Annotated in this window: 22 protein-coding genes; 12 read left to right on the top strand and 10 right to left on the bottom strand. The window is 70.0% G+C overall.

All coding sequences use genetic code 11. The features are described 5' to 3' along the window. Nucleotides 1-329: 329 nt before the first annotated feature. Genes AB0J16_RS43510 through AB0J16_RS43485 form a run of 6 tightly spaced genes read left to right on the top strand, consistent with a single transcriptional unit; the run spans nt 330 to nt 5698 of the window. Complete coding sequence (locus AB0J16_RS43510) at nt 330-1886, top strand: ATP-binding protein (protein WP_358551128.1); 1557 nt, start codon at nt 330-332, stop codon at nt 1884-1886. A 55-nt stretch (nt 1887-1941) separates the two neighbouring features. Then, nucleotides 1942-2352 (top strand): roadblock/LC7 domain-containing protein, encoded by a 411-nt coding sequence (locus tag AB0J16_RS43505; protein WP_357961336.1) that lies wholly within the window; start codon nt 1942-1944, stop codon nt 2350-2352. After that, entirely contained in the window at nt 2349-2696 is a 348-nt protein-coding gene (locus tag AB0J16_RS43500; protein WP_358551126.1) for a DUF742 domain-containing protein, read from the top strand. The genes AB0J16_RS43505 and AB0J16_RS43500 overlap by 4 nt, the downstream gene beginning before the upstream one ends. Beyond that, a complete protein-coding gene (locus tag AB0J16_RS43495) occupies nt 2677-3255 on the top strand; it encodes an ATP/GTP-binding protein (protein ID WP_358551124.1) in 579 nt (192 codons plus the stop codon). The genes AB0J16_RS43500 and AB0J16_RS43495 overlap by 20 nt, the downstream gene beginning before the upstream one ends. Continuing rightward, nucleotides 3252-4577, top strand: coding sequence for a cytochrome P450 (locus tag AB0J16_RS43490; RefSeq protein ID WP_358551122.1), 1326 nt, complete (start codon nt 3252-3254; stop codon nt 4575-4577). Before AB0J16_RS43495 ends, AB0J16_RS43490 begins: the two co-directional genes overlap by 4 nt. Next, a complete protein-coding gene (locus tag AB0J16_RS43485) occupies nt 4481-5698 on the top strand; it encodes a cytochrome P450 (RefSeq protein WP_358551120.1) in 1218 nt (405 codons plus the stop codon). The genes AB0J16_RS43490 and AB0J16_RS43485 overlap by 97 nt, the downstream gene beginning before the upstream one ends. 62 nt (nt 5699-5760) lie before the next feature. On the opposite strand, the gene AB0J16_RS43480 is transcribed toward AB0J16_RS43485, so the two are convergent. After that, nucleotides 5761-6714 carry a LysR family transcriptional regulator gene (locus tag AB0J16_RS43480; RefSeq protein ID WP_358551118.1) on the bottom strand — a complete coding sequence of 318 codons (954 nt, stop codon included), beginning with the start codon at nt 6712-6714 and terminating at the stop codon, nt 5761-5763. A 73-nt stretch (nt 6715-6787) separates the two neighbouring features. On the opposite strand from AB0J16_RS43480, the gene AB0J16_RS43475 reads away from it, so the two are divergent. Both AB0J16_RS43475 and AB0J16_RS43470 read left to right on the top strand, forming a co-directional pair. Further along, entirely contained in the window at nt 6788-7039 is a 252-nt protein-coding gene (locus tag AB0J16_RS43475; protein WP_358551116.1) for a hypothetical protein, read from the top strand. Then, nucleotides 7036-7680, top strand: coding sequence for a cyclase family protein (locus AB0J16_RS43470; RefSeq protein WP_358551114.1), 645 nt, complete (start codon nt 7036-7038; stop codon nt 7678-7680). Before AB0J16_RS43475 ends, AB0J16_RS43470 begins: the two co-directional genes overlap by 4 nt. Before the next feature lie 132 nt (nt 7681-7812). On the opposite strand, the gene AB0J16_RS43465 is transcribed toward AB0J16_RS43470, so the two are convergent. The 3 genes from AB0J16_RS43465 to AB0J16_RS43455 form a co-directional block, all read right to left on the bottom strand. Further along, nucleotides 7813-8070 (bottom strand): hypothetical protein, encoded by a 258-nt coding sequence (locus AB0J16_RS43465; protein ID WP_358551112.1) that lies wholly within the window; start codon nt 8068-8070, stop codon nt 7813-7815. A 358-nt stretch (nt 8071-8428) separates the two neighbouring features. Then, nucleotides 8429-9490, bottom strand: a complete 1062-nt coding sequence (locus tag AB0J16_RS43460) for an ATP-binding protein (protein WP_358551110.1) — start codon at nt 9488-9490, stop codon at nt 8429-8431. Next, nucleotides 9487-10140, bottom strand: coding sequence for a response regulator transcription factor (locus tag AB0J16_RS43455; protein ID WP_358551108.1), 654 nt, complete (start codon nt 10138-10140; stop codon nt 9487-9489). The genes AB0J16_RS43460 and AB0J16_RS43455 overlap by 4 nt, the downstream gene beginning before the upstream one ends. A gap of 88 nt (nt 10141-10228) precedes the next feature. Between AB0J16_RS43455 and AB0J16_RS43450 the strand changes: the two genes are divergently transcribed. Further along, a complete protein-coding gene (locus AB0J16_RS43450) occupies nt 10229-11557 on the top strand; it encodes a S41 family peptidase (RefSeq protein WP_358551106.1) in 1329 nt (442 codons plus the stop codon). Between the two features lie 30 nt (nt 11558-11587). Here the strand turns inward: AB0J16_RS43450 and AB0J16_RS43445 are convergent, their stop codons facing one another. After that, nucleotides 11588-11764, bottom strand: a complete 177-nt coding sequence (locus AB0J16_RS43445; protein WP_358450280.1) for a hypothetical protein — start codon at nt 11762-11764, stop codon at nt 11588-11590. 32 nt (nt 11765-11796) lie between these two features. On the opposite strand from AB0J16_RS43445, the gene map reads away from it, so the two are divergent. Further along, on the top strand, nt 11797-12645 hold the full coding sequence (gene map, locus AB0J16_RS43440) for a type I methionyl aminopeptidase (RefSeq protein WP_358551104.1): 849 nt from the start codon (nt 11797-11799) through the stop codon (nt 12643-12645). Here the strand turns inward: map and AB0J16_RS43435 are convergent. The 5 genes from AB0J16_RS43435 to AB0J16_RS43415 all read right to left on the bottom strand — a co-directional run bounded on the left by AB0J16_RS43435 (nt 12632) and on the right by AB0J16_RS43415 (nt 18948). After that, on the bottom strand, nt 12632-13021 hold the full coding sequence (locus AB0J16_RS43435; RefSeq protein ID WP_358551101.1) for a hypothetical protein: 390 nt from the start codon (nt 13019-13021) through the stop codon (nt 12632-12634). The genes map and AB0J16_RS43435 overlap by 14 nt on opposite strands. Nucleotides 13022-13228: 207 nt before the next feature. Beyond that, complete coding sequence (locus AB0J16_RS43430; protein WP_358551099.1) at nt 13229-15205, bottom strand: cytochrome c oxidase assembly protein; 1977 nt, start codon at nt 15203-15205, stop codon at nt 13229-13231. Next, a complete protein-coding gene (locus tag AB0J16_RS43425) occupies nt 15202-15837 on the bottom strand; it encodes a copper resistance CopC family protein (protein WP_358551097.1) in 636 nt (211 codons plus the stop codon). The genes AB0J16_RS43430 and AB0J16_RS43425 overlap by 4 nt, the downstream gene beginning before the upstream one ends. Nucleotides 15838-15881: 44 nt before the next feature. Next, the gene (locus tag AB0J16_RS43420) at nt 15882-17165 is read right to left on the bottom strand and encodes a helix-turn-helix domain-containing protein (protein WP_358551095.1); all 1284 of its coding nucleotides are present in this window, start codon (nt 17163-17165) and stop codon (nt 15882-15884) included. A 229-nt stretch (nt 17166-17394) separates the two neighbouring features. Then, the gene (locus AB0J16_RS43415; RefSeq protein WP_358551093.1) at nt 17395-18948 is read right to left on the bottom strand and encodes a helix-turn-helix domain-containing protein; all 1554 of its coding nucleotides are present in this window, start codon (nt 18946-18948) and stop codon (nt 17395-17397) included. A 93-nt stretch (nt 18949-19041) separates the two neighbouring features. On the opposite strand from AB0J16_RS43415, the gene AB0J16_RS43410 reads away from it, so the two are divergent. After that, on the top strand, nt 19042-21255 hold the full coding sequence (locus AB0J16_RS43410) for a molybdopterin cofactor-binding domain-containing protein (protein ID WP_358551091.1): 2214 nt from the start codon (nt 19042-19044) through the stop codon (nt 21253-21255). Then, nucleotides 21239-21469, top strand: a complete 231-nt coding sequence (locus tag AB0J16_RS43405) for an EF-hand domain-containing protein (RefSeq protein ID WP_358551089.1) — start codon at nt 21239-21241, stop codon at nt 21467-21469. The genes AB0J16_RS43410 and AB0J16_RS43405 overlap by 17 nt, the downstream gene beginning before the upstream one ends. Nucleotides 21470-21472 lie beyond the last annotated feature (3 nt).

Genomic DNA, 21472 nt, shown 5'->3' with positions numbered 1-21472 from the left:
AACCGTATTGCCGAACGCAGTGATTTCCTCACTCATAGTTGACTAACCTAGCCAAACGGGAATACTGGATTTCCCGTTTGGCCGTCGTTCCACTGAGACCGAGGATGCCCATGTCGCTTGGCACCGCCATGCCTCCGGCAGAACCGCACCAGGCACGTAGCGGTGCCGGCGTCGCGGAAGGGCTCGTACCACGCCGACCCGGCCCCCGTCGGCCGCCGCGTGAGACCGACACGCGCCGCTAACGGGCCCTTCGGCGGTCGACACCCTCCCCGCCGGCTCTCCCCGACCCCAGGACTGTCATGCCGCCAGACTCCTTCAGTGTCCCGATAATGATCGGCGCCGCCGTTCTCGCCCTCGCCCTCGCGGGCGTCGTCATCTTCCACATACGCCTACGCCGCGACCTCGCCAAGGTCCGTGGGGAGCTCGTCCAGGCCCGTCAGGCTCACGAGCACCTGACACGCGAGACCAGTGCCAGGAACCAGTGGCAGGCGCAGGTGGAGCGCCAAGCTCAGGAGAGCGTGGAGCAGATCCGCGAGGCGCGCGCCCAACAGGACCTCCTGCGCGCCGAGACCGAGCACCTGATCTCGAAGCGGATACCCGCCCTGCTGTCCCACCTGCGCGCCCCGCACGTGATCGTGCCCGGCGTGCAGAATCCGGCGCTGGCCGGCACGGACATCGACAGACAGCACCGCGCCATCCTCGAGGCGCTCACCCGCGGCGTCCGCGAGGAAGGCGAGCGCATCGACGAGGCGGCCCAGGCCGTCGTCAGGGGCGCGATGTCCCGCGTGCAGACCCAGGCGCTGCGCGCCCAGGACCTGCTGGCCGGCGTGCAACAGCGCTACAGCGGCGACGAGCACACGGCGCTGCTGCGCGAGGTGCTGGGGCTCGACATGTTCAACGAACTGATGATCCGTCGCGTGCAGGTCACCGGCATCGCCTGCGGCGCCACGCCCGGCCTGTCACGTGATGACACCTACCTGGTGGACCTGATGGTCGGCGCCATCTCCCGGGTGGAGAACTTCGAGCAACGCGTCGAGGGCCCGGCCAACCACCTGCGACGCCGGATCGGGGTCGCCGCCCGCGCCGCGGAGTCGATCCTGCTCATCACGGCAGAGCTGCTGGCCAACGCGGTCCACCACTCCCACGGCACGCTCAAGGTGACCATCGCCGTGCACGAGACCAACACCGGCGCCGCCATCGTCATCGACGACGCCGGTGTCGGCCTCAACGAGGACCAGTACGCTCGCGCGACCCGCTTGCTGAGCGGCACCCACCCGGTCCGCCTGATCGACCTGGGCAATCCGCCCCACACCGGCTGGGCCGCGATCGGCCGCCAGGCCGCGCATTACGGCATGCAGGTCACGGTCAAGAAGAGCGCCTTCGGCGGCGTCCAGGCCGTGCTGAACATCCCCACCGCCCTGCTGGTGGAGATGCCGGAGGACAGCCGTCCGTCGGTGCTGGCGCCCGAGCCGATCCGCGCCGCAATCCCGGCCTCCGCCACCGCCCTCCGGTCGGCGCACGTGGCAGCCGTCCCGGCCCCAGCACCGGCCCCAGCACCGGCCCCGGCACCGGCACCGGCCATCCGGCTGGAGCCCGTCGCCTCCTCCGTACGACCCGAGCCCGCGGCGACGCTCCGTACAGAACCCGCGACGACCCCCGAGCAGCGACAGGCCCCTGCGGGGGATCTCGCGCCACTGCCACAGCGCCGCCGCCAATCGCCGACCGGGCCGAGGCCCAGCAGAGGCCGGGGCGGCTCGGACGACAGGGTGCTCACCACCCCGGAGGAGGCCCAGAAGCGGTGGGGCGACTTCCAGGTCGGAGCCGAAGCGGGCCGCCGCGAAGCGCTGCCGCCGGAGCAGCAGCATGACATCACCGAAGGGATTTGACCGCTCCATGGATGCTCACAGCGCTTCCAGCCGTGTTCAGACCAAGGGTCGCCCGTTGTCCCTCGATGTGTCCTGGGTCCTGTCGCCTCTGCTGGCAGTGCCCGGTGTCGCCCGCGGCGTGGTGCTGAGCCGTGACGGGCTCATCCTCGGCGGCTCCGCTGACGTGACCGCCGAGACCGGCGAGCGCGCCGCCGCCATGACGAGCTCCGTACTGGGGGCGGCCCGCGCCCTGTGCGACGGCCTCAGCAACGGCGCCGACGGCGAAGTGGTGGACATCGTCATCTCCGCCGGCAGCGGCGGCTACTACTACATCGCCCCGGCCGGCGACCGCGCCGCCATCGTCGTCGCCGCCACCGGCACGGTCAACATCGGCGCGCTGGCCTTCGAGGTGCAGTTGCAGGTGCAGAAGCTGGTCAAGGCTCTCGACGAGGCCAGCGCGGCCAGGGTGCCGGGCGTCCGGACATGACCTCCGGACGGCGGCGGCGTGTCGTCCCGGACTACATGGCCGCCGCGAGGCTGACCGTGCCCGAGCACATCAATGTCGAGCGCACGACCCTGGTCTACATCGCGCCCGACGCCGCCACCATCGGGCTGGACCCTCCGGGCTCGCATCTGCTCGCCCTGCTGCGGGATGGGCCGCTGTCGGTGTACGAGTGCGCCGCGCATCTGGGACTGCCGTACTGCGTGGTGCGGTTGCTGGTCGCCGGGCTGGTCGGGGGCGGAACGCTGCTGACCCGCGATCCGCCGACCGCCGACCTGCCCGACATCGAGATCTTGGAGTTGGTGCTCAGTGGCCTCCGCGCTCTTTGACAGCGGCATCAGTACCGAACACATCCCGGTCAAGCTGGTCATCGCCGGGCCGTTCGGCGTGGGCAAGACGACCATCGTGAGCGCCCTCTCGGAGATCAGGCCCCTCAACACCGAGGAGGTGCTCACCCAGGCGGGCACGCTGGTCGACGACCTCACCGGCGTGAACGAGAAGACGACCACGACCACCGCGATCGACTTCGGCCGCCTCACCTTGCCGGGTGTGGTGCTCTACCTGTTCGGAGCACCGGGACAGACCCGGTTCCAGGTCCTGTGGAACGAGCTGGTCCGCGGCGCGCTGGGGGTGCTGGTGCTGGCCGACACCCGCCGCATCGACGACAGCTTCGCCGTCCTCGACCTGGTGGAGAAGGCGGGCATCCGCTACGCGGTGGCCGTCAACCACTTCCCCGACTCGCCGGACTACCCGCCGGAGGCCTTGCGCGAGGCGCTCGACCTGGGCCCGCGCACGCCGCTGGTGGTGTGCGACGCCCGCGACCCCGCCTCCGCCCGCGCCTCGCTGATCGCGCTGGTGGAGCACATCAGAGAGCTGGTGCTGTCATGACCATGCGCTATATGCCCGACGCCGGGCGCCTGTACGGATCTGAGTACGCCGGCGACCCGCAGGCGGTCTACGCGGATCTTCGCCGGCGGCACGGCGCGGTCGCCCCCGTGGAGATCGCCCCGGGCGTCGAGGCCCACCTGGTGATCGACTACAAGGCCGCCCTGGACGTCCTCACCAACGTCGGCGGCGTCTGGAGCAAGAACCCCAGCGCCTGGCAGACGCGGCTCCCCGACACCCCCGAGGCCGCGGGCATGATAGCCATGCTCGGCCACCGGCCCAACGCGCTGTTCTCCGACGGGGCCGAGCATGCCCGCTACCGCAAGGTGATCTCCGACTGCTTCCAGCTGGTCCAGCCGCACAAGCTGCGCCAGATGGTGATCGAGGTGTCGGACTCGCTCATCAGCCAGTTCGCCGCGAAGGGCGAGGCCGACCTGGTCGCCGACTTCGCCCGGCTCATCCCGGCCCGCATCTTCAACCTGCTCTTCGGGCGGCCCGACGCCGACAGCGCCGACTTGATCCAGGCCCTGGCGGACATGATGGAAGCTGACGGCGAGACAGGCGCACGGGGCAGCGAAGCGTTCGGCCGCTACATCGGCGAGCTGATCCAGGCCAAGTACGCCCAGCGGGGCGACGACCTGACCTCCTGGTTCATCGACCATCCTGCCGCGCTGCAGACCGACGAGCTGGCGCAGAACATCGTGCTCGTGATGGCCGCCAGCTACGAGCCCACGGCCAATCTGATCTCCAACACGATCTCCCGGATGGTCAGCGACGACCGCTACTACAGCTCGCTCACCAACGGCGCGCTCAGCACGTACGACGCCCTCATGGAGGCCCTGCGCGCCGAGCCCGCCATGTCGAACTACGGCCCGTACTTCGTGCGCCAGCCCGTGCACTTCCACGGCACCTGGATCCAGCCGGCCGAGCTGGTCCTCGTCTCCTACGCCGCGGCCAACACCGAGCCCACCAACATTCCCGAAGAGCTGCGCTCCGACGGCGGCGCGTACCTGGGCTTCGGCGCGGGACCGCACCGCTGCCCGGCCAGCGACCCGGCCGTGCTCATCGCCATGACCGCGATCGAACGCCTGACCTCTCACCTGTGCGACCTGGAACTGACCGTGCCACGCGAGGAGCTCCCGTGGCGGCCCGGCCCGTTCCACCGTGCGCTGGCACATCTGCCGGTGCGCTTCACCCCCATCCGCCCAGATCAGCCAGGAGAATCCCCTTGGGTAGTGCAGCCCCCGTCGTCCTTGACCCCTTCGGAGCAGACCTCCCCGGTGAGGTCCGTCGGCTACGTGACCTCGGCCCCCTGGTCCTCGTAGAGCTCGCGGGAGGCATCCCGGCCTGGGCCGTAACCCGGCACGACCTGCTCAAGCAGTTGATCCTCGATCCGCGGGTGAGCAAGGACAAGCGGCACTGGCGGCTGCTGCCTCAGGCGCTCACCGAGCCGGGCTGGACCTGGATCATGACCTGGATCGGCGTGTCGAACATGCTCAGCGCCTATGGCGAGGAGCACCGGCGGTTGCGCAAGCTCATCGCCCCGAGCTTCACCGCGCGCCGTACCAAGGCCATGCAGCCGGTCGTCGAGGGGATCGTCGCGGAGCTGCTGGACGCCATGGCCGCGGTGCCGCCGGGCCAGGTCGTCGACCTGCGCGGCGCCTACGCCCACCCGCTGCCGATGCGGGTGATCTGCGAGCTGTTCGGTGTCCCGGCGGACATGCGGGTGGCGATGGCCCAGGTGATGGAGGCCATCATGGACACCACCGCCACCCCGGAGCAGGCGGCGGCCACGGCGGCCCAGATCGGCACCGTGCTGCCCGCCCTCGTCTCCTACAAGCGCGAGCACCCGGGCGACGACCTGACCACGGAGCTGATCAATGTCCGCGACAGCGGCGACTCGCTCAGCGACGACGAGCTGCGCGACACCCTGCTGCTCCTCATCGCGGCCGGGCACGAGACCACCGTCAACCTGATCGGCAACGCCGTACACGCCCTGCTCACCCATCCCGACCACCTCCGGCGGGTCCTGGCGGAAGAGATCTCCTGGGAGGCGGTGATCGAGGAGACACTGCGCTGGGCGCCGTCGATCGCCAACCTGCCGCTGCGGTTCGCGATCGAACCGATCGAGATCGGTGGTGTACGGATCGAGGCGGGCGACGCGATCATCACCAGCTATCTGGCGGCCGGGCACGACCCCGACCAGCACGGCCCGGACGCCGACCGGTTCGACCCGACCCAGGACCGCGACGAAAACCTGGCCTTCGGCATCGGCGTGCACCGCTGCATCGGCGCTCCGCTCGCCCGTCAGGAGGCGCTCACCGCCCTGCCCGGATTGTTCGCCCGGTTCCCGGACCTCCGGCTGGCCGTGGACGAGAGCGAGTTGCCGCACGTCCCGTCCTTCATCGCGCACGGCTGGAGCAGGCTACCGCTGCTGCGCCGCTGACCCATGTCGGCGACGCCCGGCCGGGACCGATTCACCGGCCGGGCACAGTTGATCGATCAGCGCTACGAGTCAAGTGGCTCGGGGGTGTGGAGGTGGCCGACGAGGGTGGCGTCCAGCGCGGCGGTGGCGTCCTCGATCGCGCTGATCACCACCGACTGCACCGGGTCCGGCTCCCCCGATCTCGTACGGCTGACCCGCGTGACGGCGTCCAGCCGCCGCGCCCCCACATCCCGGATCTCACTGACCCGCACCTCCCCCTCCGGCACGTCCAGCAGGGCGAGCGACGGCACGATCGCCACCCCGTACCCGGCCGCCACCAGCGCCAGCGTGGGATCGAACTCGGTGATGACGTGCACCTTGCGCGGCTCGAACCCGTGCAGCCCGGCCAGCCGATCGAGCGCCTGCCCGCACGCCTGGTCGGGCTCGCTGGCCACCCACGGCAGTTCCGCCAGGTCGGCGACCGTGTGCGGGTCGGGCCCGTCCGGCGGCACCACGATGCGGTACTCGTCCACGTACAGGGGGCGGACGGCCAGCGACGGCTGAGCCGGCACCGGCAGGCTCATGTCCTGCTCGGTGATCAGCACGTCCACGGCCCCCAGCCGCAGCTCCTGGAGCGCGGGCTGGCCGTACACCTCGTGAATGACCGGCACGATCTTGGGGTGGCGGACGGCGAGGTCGCGCATGGCGGGCACCAGAACGTGCTTGATCACCGTCGGGAAGGCGGCGATCCGCACCGGCCCGGCCAGCCGTTCGGTGAAGCGGGTGAGCTCGCGCCTGGCCTCGGCCAGCTCCTCCTCCACACGCTCGGCGTATCCGGCGAGCACCCGGCCCGCCGGAGTGAGCGAGACGCGGCGCTGTGAGCGGTCGATGAGGGCGAGGCCCACCTCACGTTCGAGCTGGGAGAGTTGCTGGGACACCGCCGACGGTGTCAGGAACAGGGCCTCGGCCGCGCGCATGACGCCGCCGCGGCGGGCGACCTCGTGCAGGACACGCAGCCGGCGGGGGTCGATGTCCATGCAGATCAGCTTACGTCAACCTTTAGCAATCTTTATTTGCGCTTCAGCGCAATAACTCCGGACAATTGCGCGCATGAGCTTCCTCGTTGACGCCCTCGGCTGGCTGGGCGCCGCGTTATTGCTGTTCGGGTACGCCATGGTCTCCTCGTCACGCATGTCCGGTGACGGCGCCCACTACCAGTTGATCAACCTGGCCGGCTCGATCGGCCTGATGGTCAACAGCGCCGCGAACGCCGCCTGGCCCTCGGCGGGCCTGAACCTCGTCTGGGCCCTCATCGGCGCCACGGCCATCTACAAGCTCACCAGGATCGGATTCGCTCAATGATCGTCGAACTCAGCCACCGCATCACCGACGGCATGGTGACGTACCCGGGCATTCCGGGGCCGGTGATCGGTACGCACCTCAGCAGGGAGGCCTCGCGCGAGGTCTACGAGCCGGGCACCGAGTTCCACATCGGCACGATCGCGCTGGCCGCCAATACCGGCACCTACCTGGACACCCCCTACCACCGCTACCCCGACGGCCAGGACCTGTCACAAGTGCCGCTGAGCAAGCTGGCCGATCTGCCAGGGCTGGTGGTACGGGCCGAGGGCGTCAGAAAGGTCGTCCTCGACGAGGACCTGGACGTCCGCGGCCGGGCCGTACTGATCCAGACGGGCTGGGACCGGCACTTCGGCACTGACGAGTATCAGCGCGAGCACCCGTATCTGGCGCCGGAGTCGGCGGCCTGGCTAGCGGAGCAGGGGGCGGCGCTGGCCGGCATCGATTCGCTGAACATCGACGACACCCCGTCGCGCGGCCCGCGCCCGGCACATTCGGTGCTGCTCCAGGCCGGCATCCCGCTGGTCGAGCACATGACCGGGCTCGCGGCGCTGCCGGACGAGGGTTTCCGCTTCCACGCCGCGCCGCCCATGGTGGCGGGCATGGGGACGTTTCCCGTCAGGGCCTATGCGGTGGTCCCTTAATAGCGGGCCATTCAACGCGCATTCAGCGAAAAGCAGGCTACGGCGGGCCACCGCCCGGTCAGCGGCCCGCCGTAGCCTCAGAACTTACTGCGCACTATCGCCTCCGGGCCCCCATCCGAGCCCGGATCCGAATTACGAGCAGACCGATGCGATACAGACGTTGATCTTCTTGATGATAACCGTCGGGTTGAACGACGCGTACGTGTTGAAGACCGAGTTCTTGATGGCCGTGACGTTCACGACGGTGTTGTTGCAGGTGATGACGTTGGCGAGGCCGTTGGAGCAGGAATAACCGCCGGTGGCCTGGGCCATGGAAGCGCCACCCACGAGCGCGGAGCCGAAGAGACCGAGCATAAGTGCGACCGAGGCCACTCGCTTGTTCGCCTTCATGGAATTATCCATCCCCTCTTTTGTGTGGCGCCCTTTCCGCGATTACGGAAGAGTGTTCTCCTTGCCGCTGTGCGGCTGATGCGAAAACGGCTCAATTTCTATCTCAAAGCAGCCCCCCTTTCGCCGCCTCGAACTTTCTACCCCGACGTCGGCCGATGACTAGCCCCGAGTTTCGCTCGGCGCTTTATGGTTGATCACCGTCAGCGTTTTAATTCGAGACCTTACGCGCCCCATACAAGCATTTTGAGGATGCTTGTCCGATAAAGAGTTGATTTATTTGGGGGCGTTTGTCCGCCCCAGGCGAATTGGAGTCACAGGGAATCGGTCTTGCCCGTGACAGCGGCACAACCCGAGCCGCTCAGAAGACGACCACGACCTCCAGGCCGCCCCCGGGGTTGGGGCATGCCCGTACGCCCGCCTCGTGTGCCTTCGCGATCGACGCGACGATCGACAACCCGAGTCCGGCACCCTGCTCACGGGTCGTGTGGAGCCGCCGGAAGGGCTCGAAGAGGTCGTCCACACGCTCGCCCGGCACGTCCGGGCCGGTGTTCCGGACAGTCAGAGCTCTGTCGAAGAGCGTCAACTCGACACTGCCGCCGGGATGGTTGTAGCGGACCGCGTTGTCGAGGAGGTTGGTGACGAGCCGGTTCAGCAGGATCGGATCCCCATCGACGGTGAGCGGTTCGATCCGGGTGGTCACGGTGAGGCCGTCCGCGTTCCCTTCGGCCAGGACCACTCTCACCACCTCGTCCAGGGCCACCGGGAGCCGCTGCTCCAGGCCGTGTTCCGCTTGGGCGAGGACCAGCAGGGCGCCGATGAGGCTCTCGGTACGTCGGTTGTGGAACAGGAGCTTGTCGCGGATCTCGCCGACGTTCTCGGGCAGGCCGATCTCGATCGCCGCTCGCTGGACGGCCAGCGGGGTCCGCAGCTCGTGGGAGGCGTTCGCGATGAAGCGCCGCTGCGCCTCGACGGAGTGCTCGAGGCGGTCGAGCATCGCGTCGAAGGTGTCGGCCAGTTCCTTCAGCTCGTCCTTCGGCCCGACGAGCGCGATGCGTTCGTGCAGGGTCGACATGGACAGCCGCTGCGCGGTCGCGGTGATCCGGTGGACGGGCCGCAGGATCCGCCCGGCGACCAGCCAGCCGACGACCACTGACACCACCGTCAGGAGCCCGACCGTCAGCTCGGTCACCCCCCACTGGTACTGGATCACGTCGTCCACCAGATCGGGCAGCACCGGCGGCGGATCGGCCGGCACTTTCCGCAGCGGCGCCAGTGGCGCCACCGGCGCCCCCTGGATCCGCGAGATCCCCCTGTGCAGCGCCTGGCTCAGCAGCAGGTTGACCGTGATCAGCAGCACGGTCGAGGTCAGCAGGAACAATCCGGAGTAGATCAGCGTGAGCCGTACCCGGACCGTCGTCACAACACGTATCCCGCGCCGGGAACCGTCTGGATGCAGGCCGGTTCGCCCAGCTTCGCGCGTAAGCGGCTGATCACCACCCGCACCACCGTCGTGAACGGGTCCACGTTCTCGTCCCACGCCTCTTCGAGCAGCCGTTCAGAGCTCACGACCGCGCCGTCCGCCCTCATCAGCACCTCAAGGACGGCGAACTCCTTGAGCGACAGGTGCAGATGCCGCCCGTCCCGCGAGGCCTGCAGCCGGTGGGCGTCGAGCACGATCCCGTGCCGCGTCAGCACCGGCGGCACCTGCGCCTGGCTGCGCCGCCCCAGCGCCCGCACCCGGGCGACCAGCTCGGCGTAGTCGAACGGCTTGGGCAGGTAGTCGTCGGCCCCCATCCCGAGACCGGCCACCCGCTCCGGCACCGCCGCGGCCGCCGTCATCATCAGGATCCGCGTACGGCTGCCGCGCGCCACCAGCTCACGGCACACGAGGTCACCGTGCATCCCGGGCAGGTCCCGGTCCAGTACGAGGACGTCGTAGTCGCTCACCGCCAGCCGCTCCGCCGCGGCGGCCCCGTCGTACACCACGTCGACGGCCATGGCGTGGCGGCGCAACCCCACCGCCACGAGATCGGCCAGATCGCGTTCGTCTTCGGCCACCAGCACCCGCATGTCGACGTTCGTACCCGAATCGGGGTAACAGCGGCGTTAACGGATCCGTTCACGGCCGTGCAATCCGCTTCCCGTCACGCTGGCGGCCATGATCAGACTCCTCTGCACCGCCGTGCTGACGGCGGCCTGCGCCCTGGCCGCGCCCGCGTCCTCGCCGGCCGCCGCCTCAGACGACCGCTGCGCCGCCGCCACGTCGCCACCGCCGCAATCGGCGCCACCCACCTCGGTGAACACTCTCCGTCAGGCGTACTTCTGTGTGCTGGACCATTACTACAGCGGTCCGGCCATGGATCCGAAGGCCCTGCTGAAGAGCGCTTTCGCCGCCTACACCCAGGACCTGATGCGGCGCGACGCCGACCGGGCCGACCTCCGGCTGCCCGAACTGACCGGCGACCGCGACACCGACTGGGCCGCCTTCGCGCAAGTCCTCGGGACCGGTGACGTGTCCGCGCTGCGCGCCGCGATCACCGGGATGATCACCGGACTGCACGACAACCATGCCCGCGCGGTCCGGCCGACTCCCCCGCCGGAAGGGGGGCCGACCGGAACGGGCATCGTGGGCGTGTCAGCCGCGCAGGGCCCGCAGCTCGACCCGGCGGCCAAGCCGCCGTTGTTCATCACCCGCGTCCTGCCCGGCAGCCCCGCCGCCAAGGCCGACATCAGGCCCGGCGACATCATCGTCAAGGTCAACGGCATGCCGGCGTTCATCGGGGACACCGCGAACCAGAGCATCGTCAACGCCTTCGCCGCCGACACGGTAACGCTCACGCTCAAGCGCCCTACGACGGGACGGACCCGCACCATCGATCTCAAGGAGGGCCCCGTCACGGTGCAGCCTCCGGGGGTGACGTCGAAGACGCTTCCCGGCGGCGTCGCGTACATCCAGCTCCCCGGGTTCTTCGAAGGCGCCGCCGACCAGGTCATCGCCAAGCTCCAGGACAAACCGAAGGCGGTGGTCCTCGACCTGCGCGGCAACGGCGGCGGGTCGCCCCGTGAGGTGACGCGGCTGCTCGGCGCCTTCGCCCACGGCAAGGTGACCAGCTACTTCTGCCCGCTCCAGGGAGACTGCGTGCCCAACCGGACCGACGACAGCGTCCCGCTGCTCGGCCTGCGCCTCGTCGTCCTGACCGACCGGGCCTGCGCCTCGGCCTGCGAGGACTTCAGCGCGGCCGTCAAGGACAACGGACTGGGCACCCTCATCGGGACCCGCACCGCGGGAGCCATCTCCGGCCCCGCCGAAGGCTACCTCCTCGACGACGGCAGCCTCCTGCTGCTGCCCAAGGTCCGGCACCTCGGGCCCGCCCGCGAGATCATCGACACGATCGGTGTACCGGTCGACCACCACGCCCCGATGACCGCCCTTGACCTGGCCACCGGCCGTGACCCGGGCGTGGCGAAGGCGCTCGCGTCGCTGTAGATCCGCGAGCCCGGACGTAGGATCTGCGGCCTAGTCCTCGTCCTCGTCGGCCTCGTCCCACGCCTTGTTGCGGTCGGCGGCGCGCTGCAGGGCGCCGGCCGCCTCTTGCTCGCTCTCGTAGGGGCCCATCCGGTCCTTGTTGGGGCAGCCCTGTTCGGGCTCGACGCGCATGTGCTTGAGGCAGAACCACCACTGGCCATCGCTCACGGGATCAATCCTGCCCCGTAGACTTGCCTTTCATGACGACATTGCTCCAGCCAGGGCGAGTTTCGCCCATTCGAAAGGTCCCCGCGCACATCCAGCGGCCGGAGTACGTCGGCAAGAAGCGTCCCAAGACCGGTGAATCCGACGTCAAGACCCCGGAGACGATCGAGCGGATGCGGGTGGCCGGCCGGATCGCGGCGCAGGCGATGGCCGAGGTCGCCAAGCACATCCAGCCCGGTGTCACGACCGACGAGCTGGACCGGATCGGCCACGAGTTCCTTGTCGACCACGGCGCCTACCCGAGCACGCTCGGCTACAAGGGCTACCCCAAGTCGCTGTGCACCTCGATCAACGAGGTGATCTGCCACGGCATCCCCGACGACACCGTGCTGCGCGACGGCGACATCGTCAACGTCGACATCACCGCCTTCATCGGCGGCGTCCACGGCGACACCGACGCCACCTACCTGGTGGGCGAGGTCGACGAGGAGTCACGGCTGCTGGTGGAGCGCACCCGCGAGGCGATGATGCGGGCGATCAAGGCGGTCGCGCCGGGCCGGCAGCTCAACGTGGTGGGCCGGGTCATCGAGGCCTACGCCAAGCGGTTCGGCTATGGGGTGGTGCGCGACTTCACCGGGCACGGCATCGGCACCACCTTCCACTCGGGCCTGATGGTGCCGCACTACGAGGACCCGTCGCTGCGGGTCGAACTGGTGCCGGGGATGACGTTCACGATCGAGCCGATGCTGACGCTGGGCACGATCGACTACGACATCTGGCCCGACAAATGGACCGCCGTGACCAAGGACCGCAAGCGCACGGCTCAGTTCGAGCACACGATCGTGGTGACCGACACGGGCAGTGAGATCCTCACCCTCGCCTAGGCACCACGCCGCTGACGGTGGTGCCCTCGCCCTGCGTCCCGGTGACCGACAAGCTCCCGCCTAGTTCGGTGAACGTGGCCCGCATCCGCGCGATGCCGCGGCCCGCTCTGAGCGTGGTGAAGCCCCGGCCGTGATCGCGGATCGTCATCCGGAGGCCGTCCCGGCCCGAGGTCACCGCGACGGAGACAAGGCTCGCGCCGCTGTGCGCCTCGACATTGCCGAGGGCCTCGCGCATGGCGGCCAGCACGCCCGCCCCAATGCGGGACGGCACGTCGGTCGAGGGCAGCGCCCACGTCTCGACGGCGATGCCCGTGCGCTCCGACCACTCCGCCAAGTAGGTCTCCAGCGTCTCCGCCAGGCTTTGCCCCCCGCGCATGCGCGTCTCTTTCGACAACTCTGATCGCCTCTCTGAGCACATGGGGCACCCATCGGCCCCCATACCGATGTCCCATGCGCGTGCGCGAAGTTCCCCCCTCGGGCCTTACGCACACAGCTCATGAGGTTATGCCCGTCTCCCCTGCGAGCAAGGCTACCCGGCGGTTCGGTTACGCGCGGGGGAGGATAGAAGGCCGTGGCCGAACGGCTACTCGGCCCTGTCACTTCTGTTGAGCTTGGCGAGGTAGGCGTTGTAGGAGGCGAGTTCGGGGTCGCCCGCGCCGCCGCGGTCGGCCTTGCGGTCCGCCCGCCGTGCCTGCCGCTCGTCGTCCTGGTACCACTGCATGGCGATCGCCAGCAGCACCATCAAGGTCGGGATCTCGCCGAACCCCCAGGCGATCGCGCCGCCGTTCTGCTGCTCCTCCAGCAGCGGGCCGCCCCACGTACGACCGAGCTGGTCGTACCAGCCGGAGGCCAGCACGGTGCCGGTCATCATCAGCGCGACGCCGAAGAACGCGTGGAAGGGCATCGTGACGAACAGGACCAGCAGCTTGCCCACGTACGGCAGGCGGTGCGGAGCCGGGTCGACCCCGATGATCGCCCAGAAGAACAGCGACCCGCTGAGCAGGAAGTGCAGGGTCATGAAGATGTGCCCGAGGTGTTCCTCCATGGCCGACTCGAACAGCGGCGTGAAGTACAGCGCGTACGTCGAGGCGATGAAGATCGCCGTCGCGATGCCCGGATGGCCGACGACCTTGACGAACCCGCTGTGCAGGATCGTCGTCAGCCACTCGCGCGGCCCCCGGTCACCGCGCTTGGCGGCCGGCCTGAGCGCGCGCAGCGCCAGCGTGACGGGACCGCCGAGGACCAGGAGGATGGGCACGACCATGGCGAGCGTCATGTGCTCGACCATGTGCACGTCGAACATGACCTTGGCGTAGCGGGCCATACCGCTCTGGGTGGCCACGACCAGCAGCGCCACCCCGCCGAACCAGGCGGCGGTGCGGCCCCACGACCAGCTGTCGCCGCGCCGCATCAGCCTGATGACCCCGGCGGCGTAGAGGCCGCCCAGGGCGGCGGCGACCACCGCGAAGAACAGGTCGAGCCACCACAGCGAGGCCAGGTTGCCGATCGTGATCGGCGGCGGCATCGGGAACCCGAGCAGGTCGAAGGCCCGGTCGGCGGGCACGCTGACCGGCGGCGGCGCGGTGCGGGAGAGCACGACGGCCAGGCCCATGGTGGCGGCCATGAGCAACAGCTCACCGCAGGCCAGCCGGGTGAACGCGCCATGGCGGCCGGCGCCCATCCCGGCCAGGGTGCGCTGCCGGTGCCACCAGCCCACGTAGCCGAGCAGGACGAACGCGATGATCTTCGCCACGATCAGCACGCCGTACGCCGACGTCCAGAGATCGGAGACCGAGGTCAGCCGGGCGAGCACGCTGAACACCCCGGACGCGCCGACCCCGATGTAGCACCACAGGGCGAGCCTGGAGAACCTGGCCGCGGCGATCTCCAGCTGCGGCAGCTTCCGTACGGCGTGCAGGGCCACCACGGCGAGGCCGCCCACCCACAGCGACAGCGTGAGCAGGTGCAGCGCCAGCCCCGAGGTGGCCAGGTCGTGGTTGGGCGAGGAGGAGGAGTGACCGGTGAGCGCGGGCGGCAGCAGCGTGGCCAGCGCGAGCACCAGCAGGCCGGCCGCGGCCCCGGCGGTGATGGCACCGCGCGAGAACAGCGCGATGGCCACCCCGAACAGCACTACGAGCGTCAGCGCGATGCCCTGGCCGAACTGGGTGGCGAAGCCGGTCAGGTAGTTGGATTCGAAGATCTCGGTGACCGGGCGGGCGAAGAAGTCGGCCGCCCCGAACATGATCGCGGCGAACGCGGCGGCGGCCCAGGACAGCGCGCTCCAGGAGGCGGCCTTGACGTAGCCGAGCGCGGTCTTGCCCAGCAGGCCCTTGTCGTTGGGCAGCAGGAGGGCGGCGGTCAGCAGCAGGCCGATGGTGACCACGCCGGCCGCGTCCATCCACAGCTTGGAGACCGGCAGCCCCCATCGGGTGATCGGCCCGGCGTCGGGCAGGCCGGCGATGATCCGGGGGAACGCCGCGCCGCCGGCGACCATGGCGATCACCAGGGCGACGAGCGCCGCCCCCACCGCCGCGAGCGCGAGACGCGCGGCCCTGGTCACGGCTTCTTCTCGTCTGTGGGCGGTTGTGTGGGCGGCCCGCTCGGCCGCTTCTGCCGCGCGCTGAGCAGGAAGCCGATGCCGATGCCGACGAGCGCGCCGACCACGACGATCAGCCACACGGGGAACGACGTCGAGGCGGCCCCCGCCTGATCGGCCGGCACGGCAGAAGCCGGAGCCTGGGCCTGGGTTTGGGCTACCGGAGCCTCGGTGACGGGCGCCTGCGACTGCGCGCTCGGTGGCGGCGCGCTCGGCGAGGGCGACGGCGAAGGCGCCCCCTTGACCGTGAACGGGATCTCGCCCTCGATCGGGTGCCCGTCGGAGGAGACGACGCGGTAGGCGATCGTGTATTTCCCATCGGGCAACGCGCCCTTGAGCTCCTGCGTCACCACCTTGCCGTCGGCCCGGGGGTCGCCGCTCTGGTGAGCGGTGCCTTCCGCGCCGCGGACGACCACGACCGGGATGCGCACGCCCGAGGTGAACTCGAGCTTGACTTCGTCGACGGACTCGACCGTGGCGCCCTTGGCCGGGTCACTGCTCTTGAGAGCGTCGTGAGCCAGGGCCGGTCCGGCGGTGCCCAGCAGGACCAGGGCGGCGAGGAACGCGGTGAGAGCCGCGAACGGGGATCTCTTCATGACATCCCCAAGGCTACCGACGCCGCCGCCCGGTCCTGACCCCGCTACAGGCCCGCGCAGGCCAGCGCGCGCTGGTAGGCCTTCACGGCGTTGTCGGCCTCGCCCAGCTGCTCCATGGTCTCGGCGGCGGCGTACCAGGTGGCGGCCACGCTACGGGAGTCCGGCAGCGGGTCGATCCACTGGCGCACGGCCTCGAGCTCGTTGGTGGCCTCACCGAACCTGCCCAGGCCGCCGTAGGTGCGGCTGAGCACGAGACGCAGCTCGGCGTCGAGCGTCCTGGCGGACTCGGGCAGCAGCTCCGTACCGGATCGCGCGTATCTGATGGCCTGCTCGTAGTTGCCGTCCAGGATCTCGGCGCGGGCCAGCTCCACCAGGCAGCTGGCCCGGTCGGCGGTGCTGGCGGAGGACTGGGCCAGCTCGTGGTCGGCCTTGAGGAGCAGCTGACGGGCCTCCTTGGCCGCCGACGGCCTGGCCCTGAGCATCAGCGCCGCGTACGCCTGGCGCATCCTGGCGAGGTTGCGCGGCTGGCCGGTCTCGGACTGGACGGCCAGAGCGCGCTCGGCGAAGCCGAGGGCCTCCTCACCATGCCCGGTGCTCTCGGCCACGATGGCGGCGTTCCAGCAGGCGGCGACCATGGATCGCGGCGTGCCGAGCAGGTCGGCGGCGTTCAGCAGCTCGGCGGCGAACTGGCGGGCGCGCAGGAGGTCGCCGCGCTTCAGGTAGACGTTCAGCAGGGTCGCGCCGAGCTCGATGATCAGGTCGGACCACGCCGGCCGGCTCGCCCCGCCCAGGACCCGCTCGCCGATGCCGACGGCCTCGGTGAGCCTGTCGCTCCTCATATAGAGGCGGCACAGCGCGATGGAGACCTCGATGCGGCGGTCGGGTGAGATGTCCTCCTCGCTCAGCCGATCGAGGAGAGCGATGGCGCCGCTGTGGTCGCCGCAGGCCTCGGTGGCCAGGGCAAGTCCGAATTCGGTGTCTTGACGGAGAGACGTCAGACCTGTCAGGTTATTGTTCGCCATCAGCTCGGCGAAGCGGGTGCGGGCCTCGGTGACCTCACCGTTCTCCAGGGCCAGCCGCGCGTAGCCGAGTGCGAGCTCGATATCCTCCATCTGCTCTGCGGTTACGCCGTTGACCAAGTAGGACAACGAGCAGTCCAGCTTCTGGGCCAGCAGTTCCAGGACGGCAGGAGTCGGGGTACGCTTGCCACTCTCGATCAAGGAGACGTAGCTGTCCGAGAGTTCGGGATGCGCGAGTTGGGCCTGAGACAGGCCACGCTGTCGCCGAACGGTCTTAATACGGAGTCCGACCAGGTCAGATGTGGTCACAGTCGCCGCTCCTTGAGATGATGACAAACGCACAACCCATATAGGCGAGGGAGCCCTAGATGCGCAAGCGTCTTATCCTGTCAGCACTGATTGCGACTGTTTTGGTCGCAGCCACCAATGTTACGACTGCGGAGGCCGAAGTGGCGCCCAGCATCGCATTTGATGTCATTGCGTGCTGCTAGCCACCTCTAGTTAGGCCGCCCGAACCGCTCTCCAGGCCGCGGATCCCTCAGCGTGCCCGGAGCGCCAGAAAAAAATCGACCCGATCCGTCATCGTCGACAGGTCGCGGCCGGTCAGCTCCTCCACCCTCCTGATCCGGTATCGAACCGTGTTGACGTGCACGTGCATCCGCTCCGCGCACGCGTTCCACGAGCCGGCACAGTCGAGGAACGTGCCAAGCGTCCGCACCAGCTCTGACTGGTGCCGCCCGTCATAGTCGAGTAGCGGCGTCAGCAGCCGATCGGCGAAGGAGCGGCGCACATCGCCGGGGGCGGTGGCCAGCAACAGGGCGTGCGTGTAGATCTCATCGCTGGTCACCACTCCGCCGCCGCGCACCTCCGCCAGCCGCCGGGCGTGCCCGGCCTCCTCGACCCCGCCCTTCACGGCCGCCGCGCCGGTGAGCGCGCCGCTCAGTCCGACGCAGACGCGCGTGCCGGGCAGCGCGGACAGCACCTCCGCCCCGGCGCTCAGCCGCTCGGCCACCCCGCTCACGGTCGAGCCCCGCAGCGGCACCAACCCCACCGCGCCGTCGGTCCGTACCGCACCCTCCGCCCGTGCCGCGCTTTCCGTCTGTACCGCGCCTTTCGCCCGTGCCGCGCCTTCCGTCGGTACCGCGGCGACGATCTCGCGGTCCAGCAGTTCCTCCACGGCCTGCCCGCCCAACGTCGCCGCGTCCGGATCGCCCGGCCGGCCCGTCGTGAGGACGGTGGCGTTCACGATCGCGTACGGCTCGGCGGCGTCGAGCCCGCAGGTGCGGAGCCTGGCGTCCAGCTCGGCCGGGCCCGCCCCCGCCAGCGCGGCCGTGACGAGCTGCTCGGCCAGCCGCCGTTCGACCCGGCGCCCCTCCTCCATCCGGCTGTGCTCGACCGCGACACAGGCCGCCAGCTCGTAGCCGAGGTCGGGCCGGTCCAGCAGGTCGCCGTCGCAGGCCAGTACCCAGCCCGCGGCCCGGTGGCCGCGCCCGACGCCGAAGATCGTGTGCTCGCCGACGCGGCAGGGCAGCCGGGACGCCGTCAGGTACGCGCGGGCCAGCCGTGCCGGATCCTCGGCGGAACCCACGATCACCCGGCCGGAGGCGGAGACGACGGCGCCCGTGACGCCCAGCTCCGCGGCCGTCAGCGCGAACAGCTCGGGCAGCGCGGCGCCCTCGGCCACCGCGGTGAGCAGCCTGCGGTGGCGGCCGAGCGCGTCGCGCGCGTCGCCGGACAGGCGGGGCACGACGAGCTCCGCGAGCGTACGGAACGAGGTCTCGGTGGGCACCTCGACGAGCGTCAGCCCGGCCGCCGCGCACGCCGCCACGAGGTCTTCCGGAACGTGGCCGAGCCACGCCTGGCCCGCGCCGAGCGCGGCCACCCCGGCCTCGGCCAGCGCGGCGACGAAAGGGGCCGCGTCGTCCGGCGAGGTGCGCCACATCATCCCCGTGAGCACCAGCTCGCCGCCCGACAGGTAGCGCCCCGGCTCGGGCAGGTCGGTGATGTGCACGCCGGTGAACTCCGTGGCCGGGTCGCCGGTCAGGAGCCTGAGGCGCAGCTCGCCGATGGCCAGCAGGTCACTGATGCGCACTTGGAGGAATATACAAGTCGGCCCGCCAAGCTCTGACCTGGATTTAACGTCACACGCATAGGACCGCCGACACGCTGGTGCTCTACTCGGAAGATGACCGAAACGTCGAGCGAGACGCGGCCGCTCGAGTCCATGGGCGTGGGCGAGAGCGCCCGGCGGCCGGACGCCACACTGAAGGTGACAGGCGAGTTCGCCTACGCCTCCGACCTGTGGCTCGACGGCATGGCGTGGGGCGTGACGCTGCGCAGCCCGCACGTCTCGGCGTGGATCCGCTCGATCGACGTGGGGCCCGCGCTGGCGATGCCGGGGGTGTTCACGGTGCTGACGCACGAGGACGTGCCCGGCGAGAAGTTCTACGGCCTGGAGCTGAAGGACCAGCCCGTGCTGGCCATCGACCAGGTCCGCTATCAGGGCGAGCCGGTCGCGCTGGTGGCCGCCGACCATCCGGAGACCGCGCGCAGGGCCGCGGCGGCGATCGTGGTCGAGTACGAGCCCCGTCCCGCCGTGACAGACCCCCGTGAGTCCCGAAATTTCGTACGACATCAGCCGGTGCGGGTGGGCGACACCTTCGAGGCGGACGTCGTGGTGTCGGCCGAGTACGAGGTCGGCATGCAGGACCAGGCGTTCCTCGGCCCCGAGTCCGGCCTGGCCGTCCCCGCCGAGGACGGCGGCGTGGACCTGTACATCGCCACCCAGTGGCTGCACGTGGACCGCGACCAGCTCGCCCCCTGCCTCGGGCTGCCGCCGGAGAAGGTACGGCTGACCCTGTCGGGCGTCGGCGGCGCGTTCGGCGCCCGCGAGGACCTGTCGATGCAGGCGCACGCCTGCATGCTGGCGCTCCGGCTGAACCGTCCCGTGAAGATCGTCTACAACCGCGAGGAGTCGTTCTACGGCCACGTACACCGTCACCCCGCGTGGATGCGCTACGAGCACGGCGCCACTCGTGACGGCAAGCTCGTCTACGTCAAGGCCGACATCCTGCTCGACGGCGGCGCGTACTGCTCCTCCTCCCCCGCCGTCGTCGGCAACGCCGCCTCGCTCGGCGCCGGCCCGTACGAGGTGCCGAACGTCCGCATCGACGCCACCGGCGTCTACACCAACAACCCGCCGTGCGGGGCGATGCGCGGGTTCGGCGCGGTGCAGGCGTGCTACGCGTACGAGTCGCAGATGGACCGCCTGGCCGAGGCGTGCGGGCTGTCGCCGGTCGAGATCCGGGTGCGCAACGCGGTGTCGCAGGGTTCGTCCCTGGTCACCGGCCAGATCATCGACTCCCCCGCGCCGCTGGCCGGCATGCTCCGCGACCTGGCCGCGATGCCCCTGCCGCCCTCCCGGGAGTCCGATCTGCGCACGCTGCCGGGCGGCGTCTCGCAGACCACCCACGGCGAGTCCGTACGGCGAGGCGTCGGGTACGGCGTGGGCATCAAGAACATCTGCTTCTCCGAAGGCTTCGACGACTACTCCACGGCCCGGGTCCGCGCCGAGCTGATCGGCGGCGAGCCGCACGTCACCGTGCACACCGCGGCGGCCGAGGTCGGCCAGGGCCTGGTGACGATCCAGGCCCAGATCGCCAGGACCGAGCTCGGCGTCGAGAACGTGACCGTGGCGACGGCCGACACCACGGTGGGCTCGGCGGGCTCATCGTCGGCCTCGCGGCAGTCGTACGTCACCGGCGGGGCGGTGAAGGCGGCCTGCGAGGCCGTTCGGGCGCGATTCGAGGGGCTGCCGGCCAGGGAGGCGCTGGAGAAGTACGGGACGATCGAGGAGACGCGGGAGTATCGGCACCGGCCCACGTTCCCGATGGACCCCGAGACCGGGCAGGGTGACTCGCACACCCAGCTCGCCCTGTGCGTACACCGGGCCGTGGTGGACGTGGACGTCGAGCTGGGCCTGGTCAAGGTGGTCGAGCTGGCGGCCGTACAGGATGTGGGACGGATCATGAACCCGCAGGCGCTGGAGGGCCAGATCCACGGCGGCTCGGCGCAGGGACTCGGGCTGGCGCTGATGGAGGAGATCCAGATGCGTGACGGGCGGCTGCTGAATCCGTCGTTCACCGACTACCTGATTCCCACCATTCTCGACATGCCGCCGATGGCGCTGAAGATCCTGGAAAATCCCGACCCCAACGCCCCGTACGGGCTGCGGGGCGCGGGTGAGCCGCCCACGCTCTCGTCCACGCCCGCCATCGCGGCGGCGGTGCGGGCGGCGACCGGACTGCGGTTGACGCGCGTTCCCATCAGACCGGAAGATATCGCCTTGGTTAATGGGCGGATCGACTACGGGGAGGAATCCGATGACCAGCGCACGTGACGCGGCCAAGGCGGAGTTCGAGCGGTACGACACCGACGGTGACGGCCTGCTGTCGACCAGCGAGATCAGGCAGGTCAACGCGGCCCTCGGCGGGCACGGCGTCACCGACGCGGAGATCAGCGCGTTCATCGACGCCATCGACAAGGACGGCGACGGCCGGATCGGCCTGGAGGAGTTCATCGGCCTGGTGGGCGGTGGCAAGCACGAGGCATGATCG

Source organism: Nonomuraea sp. NPDC049750 (genome assembly GCF_040659625.1).
Lineage (GTDB): Bacteria > Actinomycetota > Actinomycetes > Streptosporangiales > Streptosporangiaceae > Nonomuraea.
This window is presented reverse-complemented; position numbering and strand designations above follow the sequence as displayed.